This is a genomic window from Candidimonas sp. SYP-B2681, assembly GCF_003971065.1.
Taxonomy (GTDB): Bacteria; Pseudomonadota; Gammaproteobacteria; order Burkholderiales; family Burkholderiaceae_B; genus Pollutimonas.
The window spans coordinates 375,235-397,159 of the sequence record NZ_RYDV01000001.1; the positions used below are offsets into that span (position 1 = coordinate 375,235).

Consider the following 21,925-nt stretch of genomic DNA (forward strand, 5'->3'; position numbering starts at 1 on the left):
GACGCCCCATGAAGATCAGAGCAGCGCTTCTGCGCGAAATAGGCCTGCCAGCCCCTTACTCCACGTCCCGGCCTTTAAGCATCACCGAAGTCGAGCTGGACCCACCCGGCCCGGGCGAGGTCCTGATAAAAATTTGGGCGGCCGGACTGTGCCATTCCGACCTGTCGGTCATTAATGGAGATCGTCCGCGTGGCGTTCCGATCGTACTGGGGCACGAGTCTTCGGCGGAGGTCATGGAAGTGGGGGCCGGGGTCACGGACCTTAAGGCCGGCGATCATGTTGTGATGGTTTTTGTGCCGGCCTGCGGATATTGCAATCCGTGCATGGAGGCGCGACCTGCCTTGTGCGAACCCGGAGCCCTCGCCAATACCCAGGGCACCTTGCTGGGCGGTGCACGGCGCCTCCACATTGGCGACGAATATCTGAATCATCATACCGGAGTCTCTTGCTTTGCCGACCATGCTGTCGTATCGCGCCGGTCCTGCGTCAAAGTGAATGTCGATATTACCCATCGCGAAGCGGCTCTATTTGGCTGCGCGGTGCTCACCGGGGCCGGAGCGGTCATCAACCGGGCCCGAATCAAGGTGGGCGACACTGCCGCAGTCGTGGGGTTGGGCGGTGTAGGCTTAAGCGCATTGCTCGCTGCCGTGGCCGCTGGCGCTCGCCGTGTCGTGGCCATCGACCTTAGCGACGAGAAACTGCAGCTTGCGCAGGAACTAGGGGCGACCCACGTGGTCAACCCGCGCAATGTAAAAACTGACGATGATCTGTACGATATGGCGGGCGGGCGGGTCGATTATGGCTTCGATATGGCAGGCGCCATCCCGGCGTTCGAAACGGCCTACAAATTGACTCGCCGCGGAGGGGCAACAATCACTTCAGGATTGCCAAACCCCAAGCTGACTTTTCCCTTGTCGCTGTCGCAAATGGTAGGCGAAGAGCGCGAAATTCGTGGCAGCTATCTTGGGTCCGGCGTGCCGGCCATCGACATCAGTCGATACATCGATTTGTACAAGGCAGGCCGGTTGCCCGTGAACCAGCTTATGGGAAGGTCATTCTCCCTGGACCACATCAACGAAGGATTCGATCATCTGGCATCGGGCAGCAGTCTGCGAGACGCCATCATTTTTTAACAGCGGTGAATCTTAGAAAAACCAATGGAGATATAAATGATTAAAAACAGACTGGCGTCTTTGCTAGGAGCCGTGCTTCTGGCGGGTACAAGCGGGCTCTCCCTTGCCGCAGACAAGCCCAAGGAACTCAATATCGGCATCTCGACCTATCTATCGGGCTCGGCTTCCGTCTTTGGCGTGCCGGCCCGTCATGCAGCCGAAATCCTGATTAACGACATGAATGCCAACGGTGGCATCGGTGGGGTCAAGATCGTACCCAGTTATATCGATGAGGGCGGCGGTGGCGAGAAGCTTCTGTCCGAGTATCGCCGTCTAGCCGAGGGCGGAACACGGGTCATGCTTTCGGCCATTTCTAGCGGACACTGCAATATTGTTGCTCCGGTAGCAGAAGACCTCAAAGTCCTGAACGTAATGTGGGACTGCGGCACAGAGAAGGCCCTGGAAGGTAAAAACTATAAGTACGTCGTTCGCACCCAGGCCAATGCGACGACCGAGATGGTCGCCCAGGTGCTGTACCTGATGAAGGTCAAGCCCGATTTCAAGACATTGGCCATCGTAAACCAGGACTACGCATGGGGACGCGATTCGCGCGATATCTTCCTGGCGGCACTGAAGAAGTTCAAGCCTGACGTCAAGGTCGTTGCTGAAATGTTCCCGAAGTTCGGAGCAGCCGATTTCTCGACTGAAATCAGCCGCTTGCAGGCGTTGCGCCCAGACGTAATTCTGTCAACCTCATGGGGCGGCGACCTGGATAACTTCGTGCGCCAAGCCTCGCAGCGCAATCTTTTCAAGAATTCTACCTTTGTGCTGTCGCTGGCAGAAAGTTCTCTGGAACGCTTAGGAAATTCTTTACCTGAAGGCGTAATCGTCGGTGCCCGGGGTGATCACTACTTCCTGCACCCCGAAACGAAAGATGACCCCAAGCACATGGAATTCGTGAAGAAATTTCACGATAAGACGGGCGCCTATCCCATTTACTCTGTCTATCACATGGTTCAGGCCCTAAATGGCCTGAAGGCTGGGTACGAGAAAGCCCTGAAGGACACCGGAGGCGCGTGGCCTACCCCGGAACAGGTGGCCGCGGCGATGCACGATGTCAGTTTCAAAGGGTATGGTCGTGAGGTGAAAATGCATCGGGCCGACGGCCAGGCATTGGAAGCTCAGCTCTTTGGTATTACCAAGAAAAGCGATAAGTATCCCTTCAAGGTCTTGGAAAATATTACGATCATTCCAGCAGAGTTGGTCACGCCCCCGGTGACCGAAACTTCTTTAGGCTGGATCAACGACAGTCTCAAGCCAGAGGTATTGAAGAGCGACCTGATTAAGACCTATAGCAACTAAGCGGCGCGGCATTCCGTTCCAATTGCCGCAATTTGAAAAACGCCCGCATCAGCTTATGGCGAATGCGGGCGTTTTCATGACACCAGAATAGCAATTCAGAATACGAAGGCAGGCCGTGAACTAGTTAGCCATGATGGCTTCCAGTTCTTCTTGCAGCGTTAGCCATTGCTCTTCAAGCTCGCCATGTTTTTTTACGAGTTCGCCATGCTCGCCCAGCACGTTGATGCGTTCGTCCCGACGAGCATCCGTATACAGCTCAGGATCGGCAATTAGCGCATCCAGTTCGCTCATCCGCTTGCTGGCCTTTTCCATGTCGGCTTCAATTTTCTTTAACTTGTTGTCCAGTGGCTTGCGCAAGTCTGATACGCGTTGGCGTTCTTCCGCCTCGAGGCGGCGCTGCATCTTGCGATCGACGCTCGACGCTGCCCCATCGATACATTGAACCTCGTTGCGGGCCTCGCTGCGGGCCGCAGCGGAACGCGCCGCTAGCCATTCTCGATAGTCCTCCAGGTCGCCATCGAACTCGTGCACTTGGCCATCGGCGACTATCCAGAAGCTATCGACGGTGGTGCGCAGCAGATGTCTATCGTGCGACACCAGCAATACGCTACCCGCGAACTCGGCCAGCGCTCTTGCAAGCGCTTCGCGAGTGTCAACGTCCAGGTGATTGCTGGGCTCATCCAGTAACAGCAAGTTGGGTTTCTGCCAAACGATAAGCGACAGGGCAAGGCGTGCTTTTTCTCCGCCGGACATGGGCGCGACTTTGCTGTTGACGGTGTCACCGCTGAACCCGAACCCGCCCAGATAATTGCGCAGTTCTTGTTCGCGCGTTTGTGGCGAGAGCCTCATGAGGTGTTGCAGCGGAGTGGATTCAAGGTCCAGCATATCAAGCTGATGCTGAGCGAAGTAGCCGATCTCCAGCCCTTTTGAGGCTCGGCGTTCTCCCGCCAGCACAGGAAGTTCTTCGGCCAGAGTTTTGATCAATGTACTCTTTCCCGCGCCATTAACCCCGAGCACACCAATACGTCCGCCGCCGCGCACCATCAGCTTTACATTCTTCAGTACCGTTCTGGCATTGTCGTTTGCATCCCTATATCCAGTAGATACATTGTCTAGCACCAAGAGCGGATCCGGCATGCTTGTAGGCGTGGGAATACGTATGTCGATACCTGCCTCAACCTGTAAGGGCGCCAAGACTTCCATCCGCGCGAGTGCCTTGACACGGCTCTGTGCCTGTTTCGCTTTGGTGGCCTTTGCCTTGAAGCGATCAATGAAGCCTTGCAATCGTGCCGTTTCCCGGGTTTGGCGATCTCGCGCCAAATGGGTCTGGCGCAGGCGTTCGGCGCGCTGCGTCAGGAAGTCCTCGTAGCCGCCGCGATATCGCACGAGTTTGCCCTGATCAAAGTGCAGTATGGTTTTCGCCACAGCGTCGAGGAACTCGGTGTCGTGTGAAATCAGCAAGACCGTGCCGTCATAGGCGGCTAGCCAGCGTTCCAGCCACAACATGGCGTCCAGATCCAGGTGGTTGGTGGGTTCATCAAGCAATAGCAATTCGGAGGGCGCCATAAGCGCCCGTGCGAGCGAGAGCCGCATTTGCCAGCCGCCGGAGAAACTTTTTACAGGATTAAGCCACTGATCGGGGGCAAACCCCAAACCTGCCAGTAACTGTTCTGCTCTTGAAGGAGCACTCCATGCGTCGGCCTCTACCAGCGCCGACTCGAGTTCGGCGATACGGTGACCATTATCGTCTGCTATGGTGGCTCGCTCAGCTTGCAGATGCCTTAAATGCGTGTCGCCGTCGATAACGAACTCGCGAGCAGGAAGGTCGATCGCGCTGATTTCCTGTTCGACGCTGGCGATACGCCATCCCGCAGGCAGGAACACGGTTCCGGCATCGCCGTCCAAGCGCCCCTGCAGCAAAGAAAATAAGGTGGACTTTCCCGCTCCATTCTTGCCTACGATGCCCACCCGTTCACCCGGGTTAATGACGAAGTCCGTTTCGTCAAGCAGTACTTTGACGCCCCGACGTAGTGTTAAACCAGTGGCACGAATCACGACGCTAACTGTTCCCGGGTAAGCAACAGGATCTGGTCTTCCGTGTTTTCAGTGCTAAGCCACACAGGGTCCAGATCCGGAAACGCGGCAATGAAGTTTTCGTATTCATTTCCGATTTCGAGTACGAGCAAGCCAGTGGGCGCCATGAAGTCAGGCGCGGCCAGCAACAGGCGTCGAATCAGGTCCATGCCATCTTCACCGCCCGCCAGCGCCATGGTGGGCTCGTGTCGGTATTCGGCAGGCAAGCCTTCCATTGAGTGGTTGTTGACGTAGGGCGGGTTGCAGATAATGACTTGATATTCGCATTGGGGCAACTGATCGAAGAGGTCGCTGCGATGCGTTGTGATGCGGCCATCGAGTCCCGAAAGTTCAATGTTTTCGTCGGCCACTTCAAGGGCATGTTCGGAGAGGTCCACAGCATCGACCTGGGCGTTCTCGAAGGCCAATGCGGCCAGCACGGCCAGACAACCGGACCCGGTGCATAGGTCCAGCACGAAATTGACTTCTGCCGGATCCGCAACCCAAGGACTCAAGCCGTTGGACAATAGCTCTGAAATAGGAGAGCGGGGCACTATGACTCGCTGATCCACTACAAAGCGATGGCCTTGTAGCCACGCTTCGCCGGTCAGGTAGGCCGCGGGCACCCTTTCATTCATGCGCTGTTCCACTAGTTTCAGGAAACGCTCACGCTCTTGGGGCAGCACTCGTGCATCAAGAAAGGGCTCAAGTGTATCCAGGGGCAGATGCAGCGTATGCAGCAGGAGGTAGGCCGCTTCGTCCCAGGCATTGTCGCTGCCATGTCCGAACGAAAGCTTGGAACTGTTGAATTGCGTAATGGCATAACGCAGCAGATCGCGAAGGGTGAATAGCTCTTGGTGGGCGGTGTCGTACATGAGATTTCCAATCAGGCCGTAACAAGCAGAAGATGTTCGAGTGTACGGCGATAGATGTTTTTCAAGGGTTCAAGCGCATCCAGCCTGACGTGCTCATTGAGTTGATGAATGCTCGCGTTGATGGGACCGAACTCAACGACTTGGGGGCAGATCGCCGCAATAAAGCGGCCGTCTGAGGTGCCACCGGTTGTCGATAATTCAGTTGCGATGCCGGTTTCGTCTTGGATGGCCAAAGACAGGGCGGCGCTGAGTTCACCCCGTGGAGTCAGAAAGGGCTTTCCGCCCAGTGTCCATTCCAGATTGTAGTCGAGCTTATGTTTCTCAAGAATATCGCCTACCCGTTTCTTCAAGGACTCGGGAGTGCTCGCCGTCGAGAACCGGAAATTGAAATCCAGCACCGCGGTGCCTGGCACAACGTTAGTGGCTCCGGTGCCCGAGTGCAGATTGGACACCTGGAAAGTCGTCGCGGGAAAATACTCGTTGCCGGCATCCCATTGCTGTCCAGCGAGCTCCACTAGCGCAGGGGCAAGCAAATGTATGGGGTTGCGTGCCAAATGGGGATAGGCAACGTGACCCTGTTTACCTTTGATGGTCAGTCGGCCCGATAAAGAGCCGCGTCTGCCGTTTTTCACGGTATCGCCCAGGGCATCGACCGACGTAGGTTCGCCGACTATGCAGTAGTCGAGCTTTTCTCCTCGTTGAGTCAGTGCTTCGCATACTTTAACGGTGCCGTTGATCGAAGGCCCTTCTTCGTCGGAAGTAATCAGCAAGGCAATAGAGCCCGGATGATTCGGGTGGCTTGCCACGAATTCCTCGGCGGCAACCACGAAAGCGGCGATGGAACTTTTCATGTCGGCCGCGCCACGCCCGTACAGCATGCCATTGCGCTCGGTCGGCGTGAACGGATCAGTGTCCCAACCTTCCAGTGGACCGGTAGGAACCACGTCGGTGTGTCCGGCGAACACCAGCAATGGTTCTGTAGTGCCTCGGCGTGCCCAAAGATTAGTGACGTCGCCAAATACCATGCTTTCACAGACGAATCCAGCGGCCTGGAGCCGAATGGATAAGGCTTGCTGACAGCCGTGGTCGGCCGGTGTCACCGATGGCCTGGCGATAAGGTCTTTGGTGAGTTGGAGAACAGCGGAAACGGACATCAGGCCCTCAGCAAGTCGTTGACGCTGGTTTTGGACCGCGTCTGGGCGTCGACGCGCTTGACAATGACGGCACACGCCAGGCTATGGGAGCCATCGGCAGATGGCAGCGAACCGGGTACGACAACCGATCCCGACGGCACGCGCCCGTACATGACCTTGCCGGTCGCGCGATCGTAAATCTTGGTACTTTGCGATAGGAATACCCCCATAGCCAAGACCGAATTTTCTTCCACGATGACGCCTTCAACGACTTCCGAACGCGCGCCGATGAAGCAATTATCTTCGATGATGGTTGGATTGGCTTGCAAGGGCTCAAGGACGCCGCCTATGCCAACGCCGCCGGACAGGTGAACGTTCTTGCCGATCTGGGCGCATGAGCCGACTGTGGCCCAGGTATCAACCATGGTGCCTTCGTCGACATAGGCGCCGATGTTCACATAGGACGGCATTAAGACGACATTCTTGCCAATGAAGGCACCTTTGCGCGCCACGGCAGGCGGGACCACACGGAACCCGCCGTCCGCAAAGCGTTGAGCATCGTAAGATTCGAACTTAGTGGGCACCTTGTCGTAAAACTGGAGTGGTCCGTGCCCTGAGAGAACATTATTGTCCAGCCGGAAGGACAGTAACACCGCTTTCTTGATCCACTGATGGACTACCCAGTCAGCTGCTATCTTTTCAGCAACGCGCAGTTCGCCAGTATCCAGCGCAGCTAAGGTAGCTTGTACAGCCTCGCGTAGATCGGGGTGTTCCGATGTCGCTGAAAGATGAGCACGGTCTTCCCATGCCTGTTCTATCGTACGTTGCAGATCTATTGTCATAGGCGTTGTCGTTCGTTGTTTGATGCAAGGTTTTGAAAGCCTCAAAGCGGTCTTGCCACTGGCGAAAGGCAAAAGTACGTTTTGTAGCGGTTATAGCGCTGCTTCGTGAATAAGAAAGTCCGCAATTCGTTTTGCTGCCTCTACGCACTGCTCTTTCGGTGCCACCAAGGCGATGCGTATGCGTTCGGCTCCGGGGTTGATGCCACGAGCTTCCCGCGCGAGATAACTGCCTGGTAGGGTAGTGACGCCGGTCGCGCCATACAGGTCGCGCACAAAGTCGGTATCGGCGTAAGGAGTTTGCGCCCACAGATAGAACGAGGCGTCGGGCCAGCCGGTTTGCAAATGCGTGCCCAGTATCGGCAAGACTGCCTCGAACTTTTCCCGATACAGGCGGCGGTTCTCGACCACGTGGGACTCGTCGTTCCAGGCGGCGACGCTCGCTCGCGAAACCACAGGGCTGATCGCGCTGCCATGGTAGGTGCGATAGAGCAAAAATTGGCTGATCAGGCGGGCGTCTCCGGCAACGAATCCCGATCGCAAGCCTGGCACGTTCGATCGCTTTGAAAGGCTGGAAAAGCACACAAGATTTCGAAAGTCATTTCGCCCTAGCTGACTGGCTGCCTGCATGCCGCCCAAAGGCTTATTCATTTCGTCAAAATAGATTTCTGAATAGCATTCGTCAGAGGCGATGACAAAGCCATATTCGTCAGACAAGGAAAAAAGCTTCTTCCAGGTGTCCATTGACATTACGTTGCCCGCCGGGTTGCCCGGCGAGCAAACGAATAGCAGTTGCGTCTTGCGCCACACGTCGGCAGATACCGCGTCCCAGTCATAGCCGAAGTTCAATCCGGCTTCAGCGTTGATGAAATAGGGCTGCGCGCCGGCCAGCAGCGCCGCACCCTCGTATATCTGATAAAAAGGATTAGGGCAGATGACAAGTGCATCGGCATTCGGATCGACCACTGTTTGGGCAAAGGCAAACAGCGCTTCGCGCGATCCCAAGGCGGGCAACACTTGCGTTTCGGGGTCTGGTCGGGCCATATCGTAGCGACGCGCAATCCAGTCTGCAATGGCACCGCGCAATCCAGGATCGCCTTTGGTCGGTGGATATACCGATAGGCCTTCCATGGCGTTTTGCATGGCATCCACGATAAGTCGTGGAGTGGCGTGTTTTGGTTCGCCTATCGACAGATTAATCGGATTCAGATGGCCCGGCGGGGTGTTGGCCTGCGCCAGCAAATGCCGAAGCTTTTCGAACGGATAAGGTTGAAGCGCGCTTAATCTGGGATTCATGGCTGCCGCAGCGACAATAGTAAGCTAGCGATTTTAGCAGGCAGCGTTATGAAGCGCTCGCATGGCGTAAGCGTTGCAACGCACTCGCTGCGCCGTGTACGAATCTACTAATCTACTGATTCCGTATGATTCTACGTTCGACGTCTTATGTATATTTGGTTTTTTATGTGTCTTTTCACCGGCCGATAATGGCACGGTGTTGCGCAATGGCTGCGCAAAAACAATATGTGGTGCGAACGGAGAGACTCGAACTCTCACACCTCTCGGCGCCAGAACCTAAATCTGGTGCGTCTACCAATTCCGCCACGTTCGCATGTAAGGAAGCCCGCTAGTTTAACGCGATTCTTGCCGCAACGCAAGTCGGCAACCCAATGGGGCAAGATCTGTACGATCAGTAGACCGGCGCCTCGCCAGCGGGCCGTCGCTTGAACCGGCGGTGCACCCAATAATATTGCTCTGGAATAAGTCTGATCTGCTTTTCCAGAAATTGGTTCAGTCGCAGTGCGTCCGCCGTGCTATCACCCGACGGAAAGTTTTCGAGGGCTTCAAATATCGACAGTTTATAGCCACGGTAGTTCGGCGCTACCTGCGTCACAAAAGGTACGACCCGGGCGCGACCAAGCTGTGCAAGCCGCGACACGGCGGTAAGGGTGCACGCCTGTACACCGAAAAAAGGCACGAATACAGAGTCTCGAAGGCCAAAGTCCATATCCGTCGCCAGCATGATCGGCTTGCCCGATTTTAGTACCTTCAGAATCTCGCGTGCGCTTCCGTTGCGTGGAATCATTTCGGTGCCGAAACGGCTGCGTTGCGCTCGCGAAATATCGTCGGTAACTTTATCGGACATTGGTGTATAAATGGATGCGACGGGATGCAGAGCCGAGTAATACATGCATCCCGCTTCAATGGCTGCAAAATGGAAGCCCAGGAATATGGTCGGCTGTTCGTATTTGTCTTTTAGTTCGATGGCGCTATCCAGCTGAACCAGATCAAATAAGGTCTGGGCACTGCCATACCACTGGGTTCCGCGTTCAAGATAGCTGCGAATGACCTGACCGAAAGCGGCTCGCCCAAGATGCTGGCGTTCAGTGTCGGTTTTTTCTGGAAAACACAATCGGAGATTGGTCTGCAAAATGCGTTTACGCTTGCCGGGTAATGAATAAAGTCCTGCACCGAGCGCTTCGCCGAATCGGGCCACCAGCTTGTACGGCAGGGCGGATAGAATTCGCAGGAGGCTGGAAGTTAGCGTGTTTTGTATACTGTTTTTCATTAAGTAAGACTCCTTCAGCAAGAAGTCCATGGCGGGATAGTGATTAGTGTTTGCCTAGTAGCGCAACGATCCTAACACGGGGGCCCGAGACTTACGCCGGCCCTTACATAGGGATTTGAATTAGCTTGTTTCAGAATTCAGGCTATAGTTCCAAACAAGAGCGGTTACATCGATATCGTGAGTTTCCGGTAAAATGTCCTGTTTATTGTTCAATTACTCATTTATATAGGTCCCTAATGCAGCCTGTGGTTGAAAAATTGTCCGGCCTGGAGCGCCGCGTTGATCTGGTCGTGTCGATCGCCGACGTCGAGAAAGAAGTCCAGGCGCAACTGAAACGCGTCGCACGCACCGCCAAAGTCCAAGGTTTTCGCCCGGGGAAGGCTCCACTGTCCCTCATCGAGCGTAGCCACGGGCCTGGTATCCGCTACGAGGTCATTAATACCGAAGTGGGACGCTCACTTGATAAAGTCATTGGCGAGACCAAATTGCGGGTTGCAGGTACCCCTAATCTGGAACCAAAGACGGAAGGCGTCGAGGAAGGCAATATGGCCTTTTCCGCCACTTTCGAAGTTTATCCGGAAGTCTCTGTTCCTGATCTGGCCGCACTGCAAGTCAAGCGTGCCAAGGTCGAGGTGGGTGACGCTGAAGTTCAGCGCACGATCGATATCCTACGCAAGCAGCGCGCTACCTACGAGGCTAGTGAAGGCCGTGAAGCTCAAGACGATGACCGTGTCACGCTTGACTTTGTGGGCACTATCGACGGCGTCCCATTTGACGGCGGCACGGCTGAAAAATTCCCCTTCGTTTTGGGTCAGGGCCGCATGTTGCCCGAATTCGAAACGGCCGTACGCGAAATGAAAGCGGGCGAATCGAAAACCTTCCCGCTAAGTTTCCCCGACGAATACGGCAGCAAGGAAGTCGCTGGTAAAACAGCCGAGTTCAACATCACCGTAAGCGAAGTGGCTGCGCCGGTGCTGCCTGAAATGAATTCCGAATTCGCCAAGTCTCTGGGTCAACCGGAAGGCGACGTCGAGAAGCTTCTTGCCGATGTTCGTGCCAATATTGAACGCGAAGTCAAGTCGCGTGCGCAGGCCCGCACAAAAAGCAGCGTAATGGATGCCCTCATCGCGGCATGCTCGTTCGATGTTCCAAAATCGCTGGTTCAGAATGATACGCAAGGCCGTGTTGCCGCCGCTCGCGAAGAGCTCAAGCAACGTGGTGTGCCTAATGCTGAATCCATGCCGATTCCGGCAGAAGCCTTTACCGCCGAATCCGAGCGCCGCGTCCGTTTGGGCCTGCTGGTGTCCGAGCTTGTTCAAAGCGCCGACCTTCAAGCCAGGCCAGAGCAGGTTCGCACACGTATTGAAGAATTTGCCCAGAACTACGAGCAGCCAGCTCAGGTAGTGGCTTATTATCTTTCCGACCGTCAGCGTCGTGCCGAAATCGAAGCGATTGTGCTGGAAGACAACGTGGTGGAATATGTATTGTCCAAGGCTCAGGTTGCGGACGAGGACGTTGCATTCGACGAACTGATGGGGACCAACTAAATGTCACGATTTACCGATTTTTACGCCTCAATGTATGGTGGTGACTCGGTGACCCCTTCGGGGTTGGGCTACGTGCCTATCGTGATTGAACAGTCGGGCCGCGGCGAGCGCTCATACGACATCTATTCGCGGCTGTTGCGCGAGCGGGTCATCTTCTTCGTTGGGCCGGTCAACGACCAGTCTGCTAATCTGGTCGTGGCGCAGCTGCTGTTCCTCGAGTCCGAGAACCCGGACAAAGATATTTCACTGTATATCAACTCGCCCGGCGGGTCGGTATACGCTGGGCTCGCTATTTATGACACGATGCAGTTCGTCAAGCCAGATGTCTCCACTTTATGCACCGGCATCGCTGCCAGCATGGGTGCATTCCTGCTTGCGGCTGGCAAAAAGGGCAAGCGCTACACCCTGCCCAATTCCCGCATCATGATTCACCAGCCCTCGGGCGGAGCCCAGGGGCAGGCATCCGATATCCAAATTCAGGCTCGCGAAATTCTTAGTTTGCGCGAACGCCTGAATACTATTCTGGCTCATAGCACAGGCCAACCCGTCGAACGCATTGCCGAAGACACCGAGCGTGATAATTTCATGTCGGCTGAAGATGCGGTATCGTATGGTTTGGTAGATAAAGTACTGGTCTCGCGCACTGACGAGGCGTAAAAAGGGCCAGCCGGTCGATGAACGCATTGCGCGTTCATCGGTTATTACTCGACAGGGCGACTACCCCTCGCGCTGTCCACTGAACTGAACGAAGAGTTTTATGCCCGAAAAAAAAGGATCGGCGGACGATAAAGTATTGCATTGTTCGTTTTGCAATAAAAGCCAGCACGAGGTTCGCAAGCTGATCGCCGGACCCTCGGTTTTTATCTGCGATGAATGTATCGACCTTTGCAACGATATCATTCTTGAAGAAACACAAGAAGCGGCTCGCGATGCGATCCGTAATGAACTACCCACGCCCCACGAAATCAAGAGTTTCCTTGACGGTTACGTCATAGGGCAAGATACACCGAAGCGGACACTCGCTGTAGCGGTTTACAACCACTATAAACGCATACGCTATGGCGATGTTAAGGGCGACGACGTCGAGCTCTCGAAGAGCAATATTCTGCTTATCGGGCCCACAGGCTCGGGCAAAACGCTGTTGGCTCAAACTTTGGCTCGAATGCTGGATGTTCCTTTTGTCATGGCCGATGCTACGACGCTGACGGAAGCCGGCTACGTGGGCGAAGACGTCGAAAATATTGTTCAGAAGTTGCTCCAGAATTGTAATTACGATGTAGAGAAAGCGCAGCGCGCTATTATCTACATCGATGAAATCGACAAGATCTCCCGCAAGGCCGACAACCCATCCATCACCCGTGACGTGTCCGGCGAAGGCGTGCAGCAAGCGCTACTCAAGCTTATTGAAGGAACGGTCGCGTCCGTTCCTCCACAAGGCGGCCGCAAGCATCCCAATCAGGACTTCGTTCAGGTTGATACGACCAACATCCTGTTCATCGTCGGCGGCGCTTTCGATGGTCTCGATAAGGTCATTCGCGACCGTACAGAGCGTTCAGGCATCGGCTTTTCGGCTTCCGTGCGGGCCAAATCGGAACGTGGCGTGGGCGAGCTTTTTGCTGAAGTCGAACCCGAAGACTTGATCAAATTCGGATTAATCCCCGAGCTGGTAGGCCGTCTGCCGGTTGTGGCCACACTCGAGGAGCTGCAGGAAGACACACTCATTCGGATTCTCACCGAGCCGAAGAATTCCTTGCTCAAGCAGTTTCAGAAGCTGTTTGAAATGGAAGAGGTCGAACTGGATGTACGTCCCGAAGCGCTGGCAGCCATCGCCAAGCGCGCCATCGGGCGGCGTACCGGAGCGCGCGGCTTGCGCTCTATAGTGGAGCAAGCCTTGCTCGGAACGATGTATGAACTTCCATCACAAAAGAACGTCAAACGTGTAGTGGTCGATGAAAACGCCGTCACCGGGAAGGGCGCGCCACTGCTCATATACCAGGACGACGCCGAAGCGACCACCGATAGTCGGCAAGATGCGCCGAAGAAGTTGAAGGATGCTGCCGCCTAAGGATTTCTACAGAATAACCCTAGGCAAAATAGGTATTCGGGGTTGTCGACTTGAAAATTTGGCCATCGTCACTACATACAACTACAGGTAGTACTACAAAAGGGAGGCCTTAGCTTCCCTTTTGTATCTAGAGGTCAATTTTAAGGAAATTACTATGTCTGCGAGCCAGATTCTTTCTTCAGAACCCACGGACTTGCCGCTGTTGCCCTTGCGCGACGTGGTGGTATTTCCGCACATGGTGATTCCTCTGTTTGTTGGACGCCCACGTTCCATCAAGGCGCTTGAATTGGCCATGGAAGCGGGCAACAACATTATGCTGGTCGCGCAGAAGTCGGCCGGTAAAGACGATCCCACCCCCGAAGACCTGTACGAAATCGGTTGCGCTGCAAGCATTCTGCAGATGCTTAAGTTGCCCGATGGCACGGTCAAGGTCTTGGTTGAAGGCCTTCAGCGCGCGCGCATCCAAAAAGTCAGTGATGCCGAGACGCACTTTATGGCCCTGGTTGTGCCGGTCGAGCCAGATTCCACCGAAGGTGCCGAATCCGAGGCCCTGCGCCGCGCCGTGGTCGCGCAATTCGAGCAATACGTCAAACTGAACAAAAAAATTCCTCAAGAGATTCTTACTTCTCTGACCGGAATTGACGATGCCGGCCGCCTGGCTGACACGATCTCTGCGCATCTGCCGCTAAAGCTCGAGCAGAAGCAGCAAATGCTCGAAGTCACTGGCACGGCCGAACGCCTCGAAAGCCTTCTATCGCAACTCGAATCGGAAATCGACATTCTTCAAGTCGAAAAACGCATTCGTGGACGCGTCAAGAAGCAAATGGAAAAAAGCCAACGCGACTACTATCTGAACGAGCAGGTCAAGGCGATTCAGAAAGAGCTCGGCGAAGGTGAAGACGGTGCCGATATCGAGGAACTCGAGAAAAAGATAGCGGCAGCGCAGTTGCCGAAAGAAGCACAAAAGAAAGCCGATTCCGAGCTCAAAAAGCTTAAATTAATGTCGCCGATGTCCGCCGAGGCCACGGTAGTGCGCAACTATATCGATACGCTTATTGCCTTGCCGTGGCGCAAGAAGAATCGTATCAATAACTCCATTTCCAACGCCGAAGCGGTGCTTGACGCCGATCACTACGGACTGGAAAAGGTGAAAGAACGCATTATCGAGTATCTCGCTGTACAGCAGCGTGTAGACAAGCTCAAAGCACCGATCTTGTGCCTGGTTGGCCCTCCGGGCGTCGGCAAGACGTCACTTGGTCAGTCCATAGCTCGCGCCACGAACCGTAAGTTCGTGCGGATGGCGCTGGGCGGTGTGCGCGACGAAGCAGAAATCCGAGGCCATCGCCGCACGTACATTGGTTCCATGCCAGGCAAGATTTTGCAGAACATGACCAAAGTGGCGGTACGCAACCCCTTGTTCCTGCTCGATGAGATCGACAAGATGGGCGCTGATTTCCGTGGCGATCCTTCGTCGGCACTGCTCGAGGTATTGGATCCTGAGCAAAATCATACGTTCCAGGACCACTACATCGAGGTCGATTTCGATCTGTCTGATGTCATGTTTGTGGCAACCAGCAATACGCTGAATATTCCACCAGCGTTGTTGGATCGTATGGAAGTCATTCGTCTGTCGGGCTACACCGAAGATGAAAAGGTGCATATTGCCTTCGATCATCTATTGCCCAAGTTGATGAAAAACAACGGCGTGCAAGAGGGTGAAGTTACGATCGAAGAGTCTGCGGTTCGGGATATTGTTCGTTACTACACTCGCGAAGCCGGGGTCCGGGCACTCGAGCGCGAAATCAGCAAGATATGCCGCAAGGTCGTCAAGAAAATGCTGGCGACGAACCCTGCAATGAAGTCGCGCGGTAAGCTGGTTCACGCAAAGCCGATCGAACGCGTTATCGTCAATTCCGAAAACCTCAGCGATTTCCTGGGCGTACGGCGTTTCAGTTTCGGCATGGCCGAAAAAGAGAACAAAGTGGGTCAGGTCACCGGTTTGGCATGGACGGAAGTGGGTGGCGATTTGCTCACCATAGAAGTTGCCGACATGCCGGGCAAGGGCGCGGTACTGCGTACCGGTTCCTTGGGCGACGTCATGAAAGAATCCGTCGAAGCCGCTCGCACTGTGGTCCGGGCTCGTTCCCAGAAATGGGGAATTCCGAACACGGCATTTGAAAAGCGCGATTTGCACGTTCACTTTCCTGAAGGTGCAACGCCAAAAGATGGCCCATCCGCAGGTATTGCCATTACGACCGCCATGGTCTCGGCGTTGACAGGGATTCCTGTTCGGGCCGATGTGGCAATGACAGGCGAAATAACCTTGCGTGGTGAAGTGCTTGGTATTGGCGGTCTTAAGGAAAAGCTTTTGGCAGCGCATCGCGGCGGTATCAAGCTGGTGATGATTCCCGAGGAAAACGTGAAAGACTTGGCCGAAATTCCGGACAACGTCAAGAACCAACTCGAGATTATTCCGGTACGCTGGATTGACCGTGTATTGGAGGTGGCGTTGCAAAACATGCCAACTCCGTTGTCCGACGAAGAAGTCGCTCGGTTGGCAGCCGAATCGGTGGCCAATGCGAAGCGGTCCGATGACACGTCTGGCGGATTAATGAAGCACTAAAGCAGTGCTTTATGGCCAAGAGTTTTTTGGCTGTCGCTGCTTAGGGACACTCGAGGGAGTGTCCCTAATTCTTTTGCGGGCGTGTATTGTCTTTTGACGTACCGCGAGTACATTAATGCAGGGGCGTAGTTCGAATTAAACCCACTGCTATGCCTTCCAGTGAAAATTCGTCGTCGGGCGACACGATAATGGTTTGAAAATCGGGATTTTCGGGCAGGAGTTCGATACGGTTGCCGATTCTGGACAGGCGTTTTACGGTGACTTCGTCACCAATACGGGCAACGACGATCTGGCCATTGCGGGCGTCAGGGGTTTTTTTGACCGCAAGCAAATCGCCATCGAGAATACCGGCATCGCGCATGCTTAGGCCGCGCACTCGCAGAAGGTAGTCGGGGGTTTGGCCGAATAAGGCAGGTTCGATCCCGATTTCGCGTTCGACATGCTCGGCAGCAAGTATAGGACTGCCGGCGGCAACACGGCCAACCAATGGGATCAATAATTGCGTAAGGGCATTGGCAGCCTGTTCAAGACGGGTGGCGATGCCGTTGCTGCCTTGGGATTCGACCAAGCGTATACCGCGAGAAGCGCCGGCAGTAAGTTCGATTGCCCCTTTTTTGGCCAAGGCTTTCAGGTGATCTTCCGCAGCGTTGGCGGATTTGAACCCGAGGGCGCGCGCAATTTCGGCGCGTGTAGGTGGAAAACCGGTACGCGAGATTTCGCTACGGATGAGGTCCAGTATTTGTTGCTGACGCTCGGTTAGCTTAACGGCCATGGTAATCCAGACTGTGTTTATATACAGTCTGGATTTTGCAACACTTTGGCTAAAAGATCAAGCGTTAAGCCAGAACTTTTGCTATGGATGACGCTACGTAGTCGATATTGCGGCTGTTTAGTGCAGCAACGCAGATACGGCCGCTGCTTACCGCATAAACGCCGAATTCATCCCGCAGTCGATCAACCTGCGGCGCTGTCAGGCCAGAATACGAAAACATACCGCGTTGCTTCAGAACGAAATCGAAGTCCTGCGTGATGCCATGCTCTTTCAGTTTTGCGACAAGCTGGATGCGCATTGCGCGAATTCGCTCGCGCATACCGGTAAGTTCGTCGGCCCACATGGTGTAGAGTTCGGGCGTGTTAAGTACGGTAGAGACTACGGTGCCGCCGTGCGTCGGTGGGTTGGAGTAATTGGTGCGGATGACGCGCTTAAGCTGGCTAAGGACCCGTGCGGATTCATCTTTACTTGACGTAACCAGCGTAAGGGCACCGACCCGCTCGCCATATAGCGAGAAAGACTTCGAGAAGGACGAGCTTACAAGCATGGTAAGGTCGTGAGCTTCGAACAGCCTGACGACTGCTGCATCTTCTTCGAGGCCATCGCCAAAACCTTGATACGCAATATCAAGGAACGGAACCAGGTTTTTATCTGCTACCACCTGAACGATTTGTTGCCACTGTTCAAGCGTGGGATCGACGCCGGTGGGGTTATGGCAGCATGCGTGAAGCACGACCACTGTTTGCTCGGGCAAGGCTTGCAAGCCCGCGAGCATGCCAGCGAAGTCCAGGCCGTGCGTTTTCGAGTCGTAGTAGGGATAGGTATCGACCGTGAATCCGGCACGCTCGAAGAGCGCGCGATGGTTTTCCCAGCTTGGATTGCTGATAACGACTTTAGAGTCGGGCAGCAGCTGTTTAAGAAAATCGGCACCGATTTTAAGGGCGCCAGTACCACCTAATGCTTGCGCGGTAAGGACTCGGCCAGAGCTGATCAGGGGTGAGTCTGCGCCGAAAAGCAAGGTCTGTGCACCGTTGTTGTATCCGGGAATTCCTTCGATAGGCAAGTAACCGCGTGCCGCAGCTGCTTCGATACGTGCAATTTCTGCTTTGCGAACTGCTTGAAGAAGCGGCAGTCGACCCTCATCATCGTAATAAACCCCCACCCCGAGGTTGACCTTGCCCGCACGTGTATCTGCGTTATATTGTTCATTCAGGCCCAGAATAGGGTCGCGCGGGGCGAGTTCGACTGATTCGAATAGTGAGTTCATTTGGATGATTTCAGATGAAAAGGGGACAGTAGAAAATGGAAATGGAGAATGGTATTAATAGTGTGATAATAAGGGGTTTACCCTAAATATGTCCAGCATGATTGCCCCTGCGCCTGGTTTCATCGAATACCCCAATAGCCCATTTCAGCTTTTCAGGCCATATCCGCCGGCGGGGGATCAGCCGGCAGCCATCGACGCCTTGGTCGAAGGCATGTCTGATGGTCTCATGTTCCAGACTCTGTTAGGGGTCACGGGTTCCGGAAAAACCTACACAATGGCCAACGTCATTGCTCGCACCGGAAGACCAGCGATCGTCCTTGCACCGAATAAGACGCTTGCGGCGCAACTTTATGCTGAGATGCGGGACTTTTTCCCGAACAACGCTGTTGAATATTTCGTCTCGTATTACGATTACTATCAACCCGAAGCCTACGTCGCCGCGCGCGATCTGTTCATCGAAAAAGACTCCTCCATCAACGAGCATATCGAACAGATGCGTTTGTCGGCCACCAAAAGCCTGCTCGAGCGACGCGATACCATCATCGTCGGCACGGTTTCATGTATCTACGGAATAGGTAATCCCGGTGATTACCATGCCATGGTTCTTATGCTGCGTTCCGGAGACCGCGTTGGGCGCCAGGAATTATTGGGTCGGCTGGTGGCAATGCAGTACGAACGCAACGATGTCGAGTTCACGCGCGGTACGTTTCGGGCCAGGGGCGAGATCATCGACGTATTCCCCGCTGAGCATGCCGAACTGGCCCTTCGTATAACCTTATTCGACGACGAAGTTGAGTCGCTTGAAATGTTCGATCCGCTTACGGGCAAGATCAAGCAGAAAATCCCGCGTTTTACCGTGTTTCCCAGTTCTCATTATGTGACTCCGCGCGAGACCGTATTGCGTGCAATCGAGACGATCAAACAAGAGCTTCGTGAACGCGTTGCGTTCCTTCTTGCCGATGGCAAGCTCGTGGAGGCGCAGCGTCTCGAGCAGCGCACTCGCTTCGATCTGGAAATGCTTCAGGAACTTGGCTTTTGCAAGGGAATTGAAAATTACTCGCGACATTTATCGGGCGCTGCTCCGGGTGAGCCCCCCCCAACATTGATCGACTATCTGCCCGCCGACGCCCTGATGTTTATCGACGAGAGCCATGTGACCCTGGGGCAGCTCAGCGGCATGTACTTGGGCGATCGCTCGCGCAAGTCCACCTTGGTGCAGTTTGGCTTCCGGCTTCCGTCCGCGATCGATAATCGCCCGTTGAAGCTTGAAGAATTCGAGCGGCGCATGCGCCAGTGTGTATTCGTCTCTGCGACGCCAGCGGCGTACGAGAAAGAACATTCCGACAATGTCGTCGAACAAGTCGTGAGGCCGACGGGCCTGGTGGATCCTGAAGTCGAGGTTCGACCGGCGATCACTCAGGTGGACGACTTGCTTGGCGAGATCAAGAAGTGTGTGGCGGTGAAAGACCGTGTGCTTGTCACAACCCTAACCAAGCGAATGTCCGAAGACCTCACAGATTATCTGGGCGAAAGTGGTGTAAAGGTGCGGTACCTGCACTCGGATATCGACACGGTCGAGCGGGTGGAAATAATTCGCGACTTACGCTTGGGGGTGTTCGATGTATTGGTTGGAATCAACTTGCTACGTGAAGGCCTCGACATTCCGGAGGTATCGCTGGTTGCGATTCTTGATGCGGACAAAGAAGGCTTTCTGCGTTCCGAGCGGAGTTTAATCCAGACCATGGGGCGCGCAGCCCGCAACCTTAACGGTCGCGCTATTCTGTATGCTGATCGCATTACTGATTCTATGCGGCGTGCAATGGACGAAACCGAACGGCGGCGTATCAAGCAGTTGGAATTCAATAAGGTTAACGGGATTACCGCTCGTGGCGTCAGTAAGGCGGTACGAGAAATGATAGATGGGGTTCTGGTGACTCCCATCGAAAAATCCGCCGCAGACGATATTTCGCCTGACGTCCTGCACGACGATAAATCCCTTGCTAAAGAGATTCGGCGGTTGGAAAAGCTCATGATGGATCACGCGAAGAATCTGGAGTTCGAACAGGCAGCCGCAGCACGAGACGCTTTGAACAGGCTGAAACAAATCGCATTGTTCTCGTAACGTAACGGCGCATACTGAGAGAATGGTCGACTGCGTTGAAATAAGGTGTCGCAAAATTACTACAGCAACGTTTTTTTCAACGAATTGTCATAAGCATATACGGAAAAATGGGCGAACTCTTTCGTTTGCGGGTTCGCCCCGCCATTTCTCCTGTCCACTTTATTTTGCCAGGGTAGCCAATTCTTCCCGGCGGGATAGCCGCTTGCCACCGAGTGCCGGCAAACGACTGCGACGCACTCAAGCTAAGGGAAAAGCGTGCTAAGGTACTGGTAAACCTATGTTTTTATTTTTGTCAATGCCCTCCGTGAGTCGAATTTAGCGTTGCAAAAACTCTTGCCTTATTGCGGGTTTTCCCTCACACTCTCTCCTATGATGACTAAGGTACTTTTCGTTTGCATGGGTAATATCTGTCGCTCGCCAAGCGCAGAGGGTGTCTTTCGCCGGTTAATCGACGAGGCAGGACTCTCTGGGGCCGTGGGCGTGGATTCCGCTGGCACCCACAGCTTCCATATTGGCGAGGCCCCCGACGCCCGTGCTCAAGCAGCGGCGCGAAAACGGGGGTACGAGCTCGCGCATTGCGTAGCACGTCAGATTACGGCCGACGACTTCCGTGAGTTCGACCTTATTCTGGCCATGGACTGGGAAAATTTATCGGCTTTGCAGCAGCAATGCCCTAAAATTTATCAGCACAAGCTGATGCTGCTAATGCGCTTCGCCAATGAGTTTGAAGAAGCTACCGTGCCCGACCCCTATTATGGCGGCCCTGAGGGCTTCGGCAAGGTTCTGGATTACCTTGAAGATGCCTGTCAAGGCGTATTGGAGCTGGTGCGTAAACGTGCCACTCAATACCAGGCCGCATAGTTGACTTTCCCAACCCCTAACTGAACCGTGCGGCTAGCACGGTTTTTTTTCGGGCTCGAATTCATTTGGTCAGGTTTGTATACTGCTGATTACCCTAGTAATTTAGTCAACATTTGGCTATACTTGAGTTTATTAGTCGGGTATGCAGATGCTGGCTAACTTCATTCAAGCACGTGGCTTAGGCAAGGAAATCACCATGCGTTTAACGACCAAAGGGCGTTTTGCGGTGACGGCTATGATCGATCTGGCGTTGCGGCAACAAGGCGGTCCCGTTACTCTGGCAGCGATCAGCGATCGTCAGAATATCTCGCTCTCATACCTCGAACAGCTGTTTGGTAAGCTGCGTCGCCACGAACTCGTTGATAGTGTTCGCGGCCCGGGTGGCGGATATACTCTGGCTCGCCTGGCGCGCAACATTACGGTTGCAGATATTATTTTTGCCGTCGACGAGCCGCTCGATGCAACCAGTTGCGGCGGTAAGGAAGATTGCAATATTGGCCGTAATGGCAGTAGCGGCAAATGCATGACACACGAGCTTTGGTCGACGCTCAATCGTAAAATGGTCGACTATCTTGATTCGGTGTCATTGCAGGATCTGGTCGATCAGCAGCGCATGCGTCTTCTTCAGGAAGCCACCCAGGCCCAGGCGGCGATGCGTCTTAACCGGTCTCCCGACGTGGTCATTACGGCCGCAACGTCAGCTTAAAG

The 21,925-nt window shown here is 54.5% G+C and carries 17 protein-coding genes and 1 tRNA gene; 9 read left to right on the forward strand and 9 right to left on the reverse strand.

Annotated elements, in window-relative coordinates; all coding sequences use genetic code 11:
- The first annotated feature begins 8 nt into the window (after positions 1 to 8).
- Positions 9 to 1,133 carry a zinc-dependent alcohol dehydrogenase family protein gene (locus tag EKL30_RS01855; protein ID WP_126705481.1) on the forward strand — a complete coding sequence of 375 codons (1,125 nt, stop codon included), beginning with the start codon at positions 9 to 11 and terminating at the stop codon, positions 1,131 to 1,133.
- A gap of 36 nt (positions 1,134 to 1,169) precedes the next feature.
- Positions 1,170 to 2,474, forward strand: coding sequence for an ABC transporter substrate-binding protein (locus EKL30_RS01860; protein WP_126705482.1), 1,305 nt, complete (start codon positions 1,170 to 1,172; stop codon positions 2,472 to 2,474).
- Positions 2,475 to 2,594: 120 nt separating this feature from the next.
- Here the strand turns inward: EKL30_RS01860 and EKL30_RS01865 are convergent, their stop codons facing one another.
- The 7 genes from EKL30_RS01865 to EKL30_RS01895 all read right to left on the reverse strand — a co-directional run bounded on the left by EKL30_RS01865 (position 2,595) and on the right by EKL30_RS01895 (position 9,960).
- On the reverse strand, positions 2,595 to 4,529 hold the full coding sequence (locus tag EKL30_RS01865) for an ATP-binding cassette domain-containing protein (RefSeq protein ID WP_126705483.1): 1,935 nt from the start codon (positions 4,527 to 4,529) through the stop codon (positions 2,595 to 2,597).
- Positions 4,526 to 5,422: a 50S ribosomal protein L3 N(5)-glutamine methyltransferase gene (gene prmB, locus EKL30_RS01870; RefSeq protein WP_126705484.1), complete on the reverse strand. Its 897-nt coding sequence runs from the start codon at positions 5,420 to 5,422 to the stop codon at positions 4,526 to 4,528. Before prmB ends, EKL30_RS01865 begins: the two co-directional genes overlap by 4 nt.
- 11 nt (positions 5,423 to 5,433) lie before the next feature.
- Positions 5,434 to 6,576, reverse strand: a complete 1,143-nt coding sequence (gene dapE / locus EKL30_RS01875) for a succinyl-diaminopimelate desuccinylase (RefSeq protein ID WP_126705485.1) — start codon at positions 6,574 to 6,576, stop codon at positions 5,434 to 5,436.
- A complete protein-coding gene (dapD, locus tag EKL30_RS01880) occupies positions 6,576 to 7,397 on the reverse strand; it encodes a 2,3,4,5-tetrahydropyridine-2,6-dicarboxylate N-succinyltransferase (protein WP_126705486.1) in 822 nt (273 codons plus the stop codon). The genes dapE and dapD overlap by 1 nt, the downstream gene beginning before the upstream one ends.
- A 90-nt stretch (positions 7,398 to 7,487) precedes the next feature.
- Positions 7,488 to 8,690 carry a succinyldiaminopimelate transaminase gene (dapC, locus tag EKL30_RS01885; RefSeq protein WP_126705487.1) on the reverse strand — a complete coding sequence of 401 codons (1,203 nt, stop codon included), beginning with the start codon at positions 8,688 to 8,690 and terminating at the stop codon, positions 7,488 to 7,490.
- Between the two features lie 228 nt (positions 8,691 to 8,918).
- A tRNA-Leu gene (locus EKL30_RS01890) sits at positions 8,919 to 9,003 on the reverse strand.
- A 78-nt stretch (positions 9,004 to 9,081) separates the two neighbouring features.
- Positions 9,082 to 9,960 carry a lipid A biosynthesis lauroyl acyltransferase gene (locus EKL30_RS01895; protein ID WP_126705488.1) on the reverse strand — a complete coding sequence of 293 codons (879 nt, stop codon included), beginning with the start codon at positions 9,958 to 9,960 and terminating at the stop codon, positions 9,082 to 9,084.
- A 236-nt stretch (positions 9,961 to 10,196) separates the two neighbouring features.
- Here EKL30_RS01895 and tig point away from each other — a divergent pair, with 236 nt between their 5' ends.
- The 4 genes from tig to lon all read left to right on the forward strand — a co-directional run bounded on the left by tig (position 10,197) and on the right by lon (position 16,195).
- The gene (gene tig, locus EKL30_RS01900; RefSeq protein WP_126705489.1) at positions 10,197 to 11,507 is read left to right on the forward strand and encodes a trigger factor; all 1,311 of its coding nucleotides are present in this window, start codon (positions 10,197 to 10,199) and stop codon (positions 11,505 to 11,507) included.
- The gene (clpP, locus tag EKL30_RS01905; protein ID WP_126705490.1) at positions 11,508 to 12,164 is read left to right on the forward strand and encodes an ATP-dependent Clp endopeptidase proteolytic subunit ClpP; all 657 of its coding nucleotides are present in this window, start codon (positions 11,508 to 11,510) and stop codon (positions 12,162 to 12,164) included.
- A gap of 100 nt (positions 12,165 to 12,264) precedes the next feature.
- Positions 12,265 to 13,572: an ATP-dependent Clp protease ATP-binding subunit ClpX gene (gene clpX, locus EKL30_RS01910; RefSeq protein WP_126705491.1), complete on the forward strand. Its 1,308-nt coding sequence runs from the start codon at positions 12,265 to 12,267 to the stop codon at positions 13,570 to 13,572.
- A gap of 154 nt (positions 13,573 to 13,726) precedes the next feature.
- Positions 13,727 to 16,195: an endopeptidase La gene (gene lon / locus EKL30_RS01915; RefSeq protein WP_126705492.1), complete on the forward strand. Its 2,469-nt coding sequence runs from the start codon at positions 13,727 to 13,729 to the stop codon at positions 16,193 to 16,195.
- 112 nt (positions 16,196 to 16,307) lie between these two features.
- Here lon and lexA read toward each other — a convergent pair whose 3' ends face one another.
- Together lexA and EKL30_RS01925 are read right to left on the reverse strand one after the other, a co-directional pair.
- Positions 16,308 to 16,967: a transcriptional repressor LexA gene (gene lexA, locus EKL30_RS01920; RefSeq protein ID WP_126705493.1), complete on the reverse strand. Its 660-nt coding sequence runs from the start codon at positions 16,965 to 16,967 to the stop codon at positions 16,308 to 16,310.
- A 64-nt stretch (positions 16,968 to 17,031) separates the two neighbouring features.
- Complete coding sequence (locus EKL30_RS01925) at positions 17,032 to 18,234, reverse strand: amino acid aminotransferase (protein WP_126705494.1); 1,203 nt, start codon at positions 18,232 to 18,234, stop codon at positions 17,032 to 17,034.
- Between the two features lie 88 nt (positions 18,235 to 18,322).
- On the opposite strand from EKL30_RS01925, the gene uvrB reads away from it, so the two are divergent.
- From uvrB to iscR, 3 genes are all read left to right on the forward strand, one after another.
- A complete protein-coding gene (gene uvrB, locus EKL30_RS01930; protein ID WP_305038213.1) occupies positions 18,323 to 20,356 on the forward strand; it encodes an excinuclease ABC subunit UvrB in 2,034 nt (677 codons plus the stop codon).
- Positions 20,357 to 20,725: 369 nt separating this feature from the next.
- Complete coding sequence (locus tag EKL30_RS01935; protein WP_126705495.1) at positions 20,726 to 21,217, forward strand: low molecular weight protein-tyrosine-phosphatase; 492 nt, start codon at positions 20,726 to 20,728, stop codon at positions 21,215 to 21,217.
- Positions 21,218 to 21,413: 196 nt separating this feature from the next.
- Positions 21,414 to 21,923 (forward strand): Fe-S cluster assembly transcriptional regulator IscR, encoded by a 510-nt coding sequence (gene iscR, locus EKL30_RS01940; RefSeq protein WP_126705496.1) that lies wholly within the window; start codon positions 21,414 to 21,416, stop codon positions 21,921 to 21,923.
- Positions 21,924 to 21,925 lie beyond the last annotated feature (2 nt).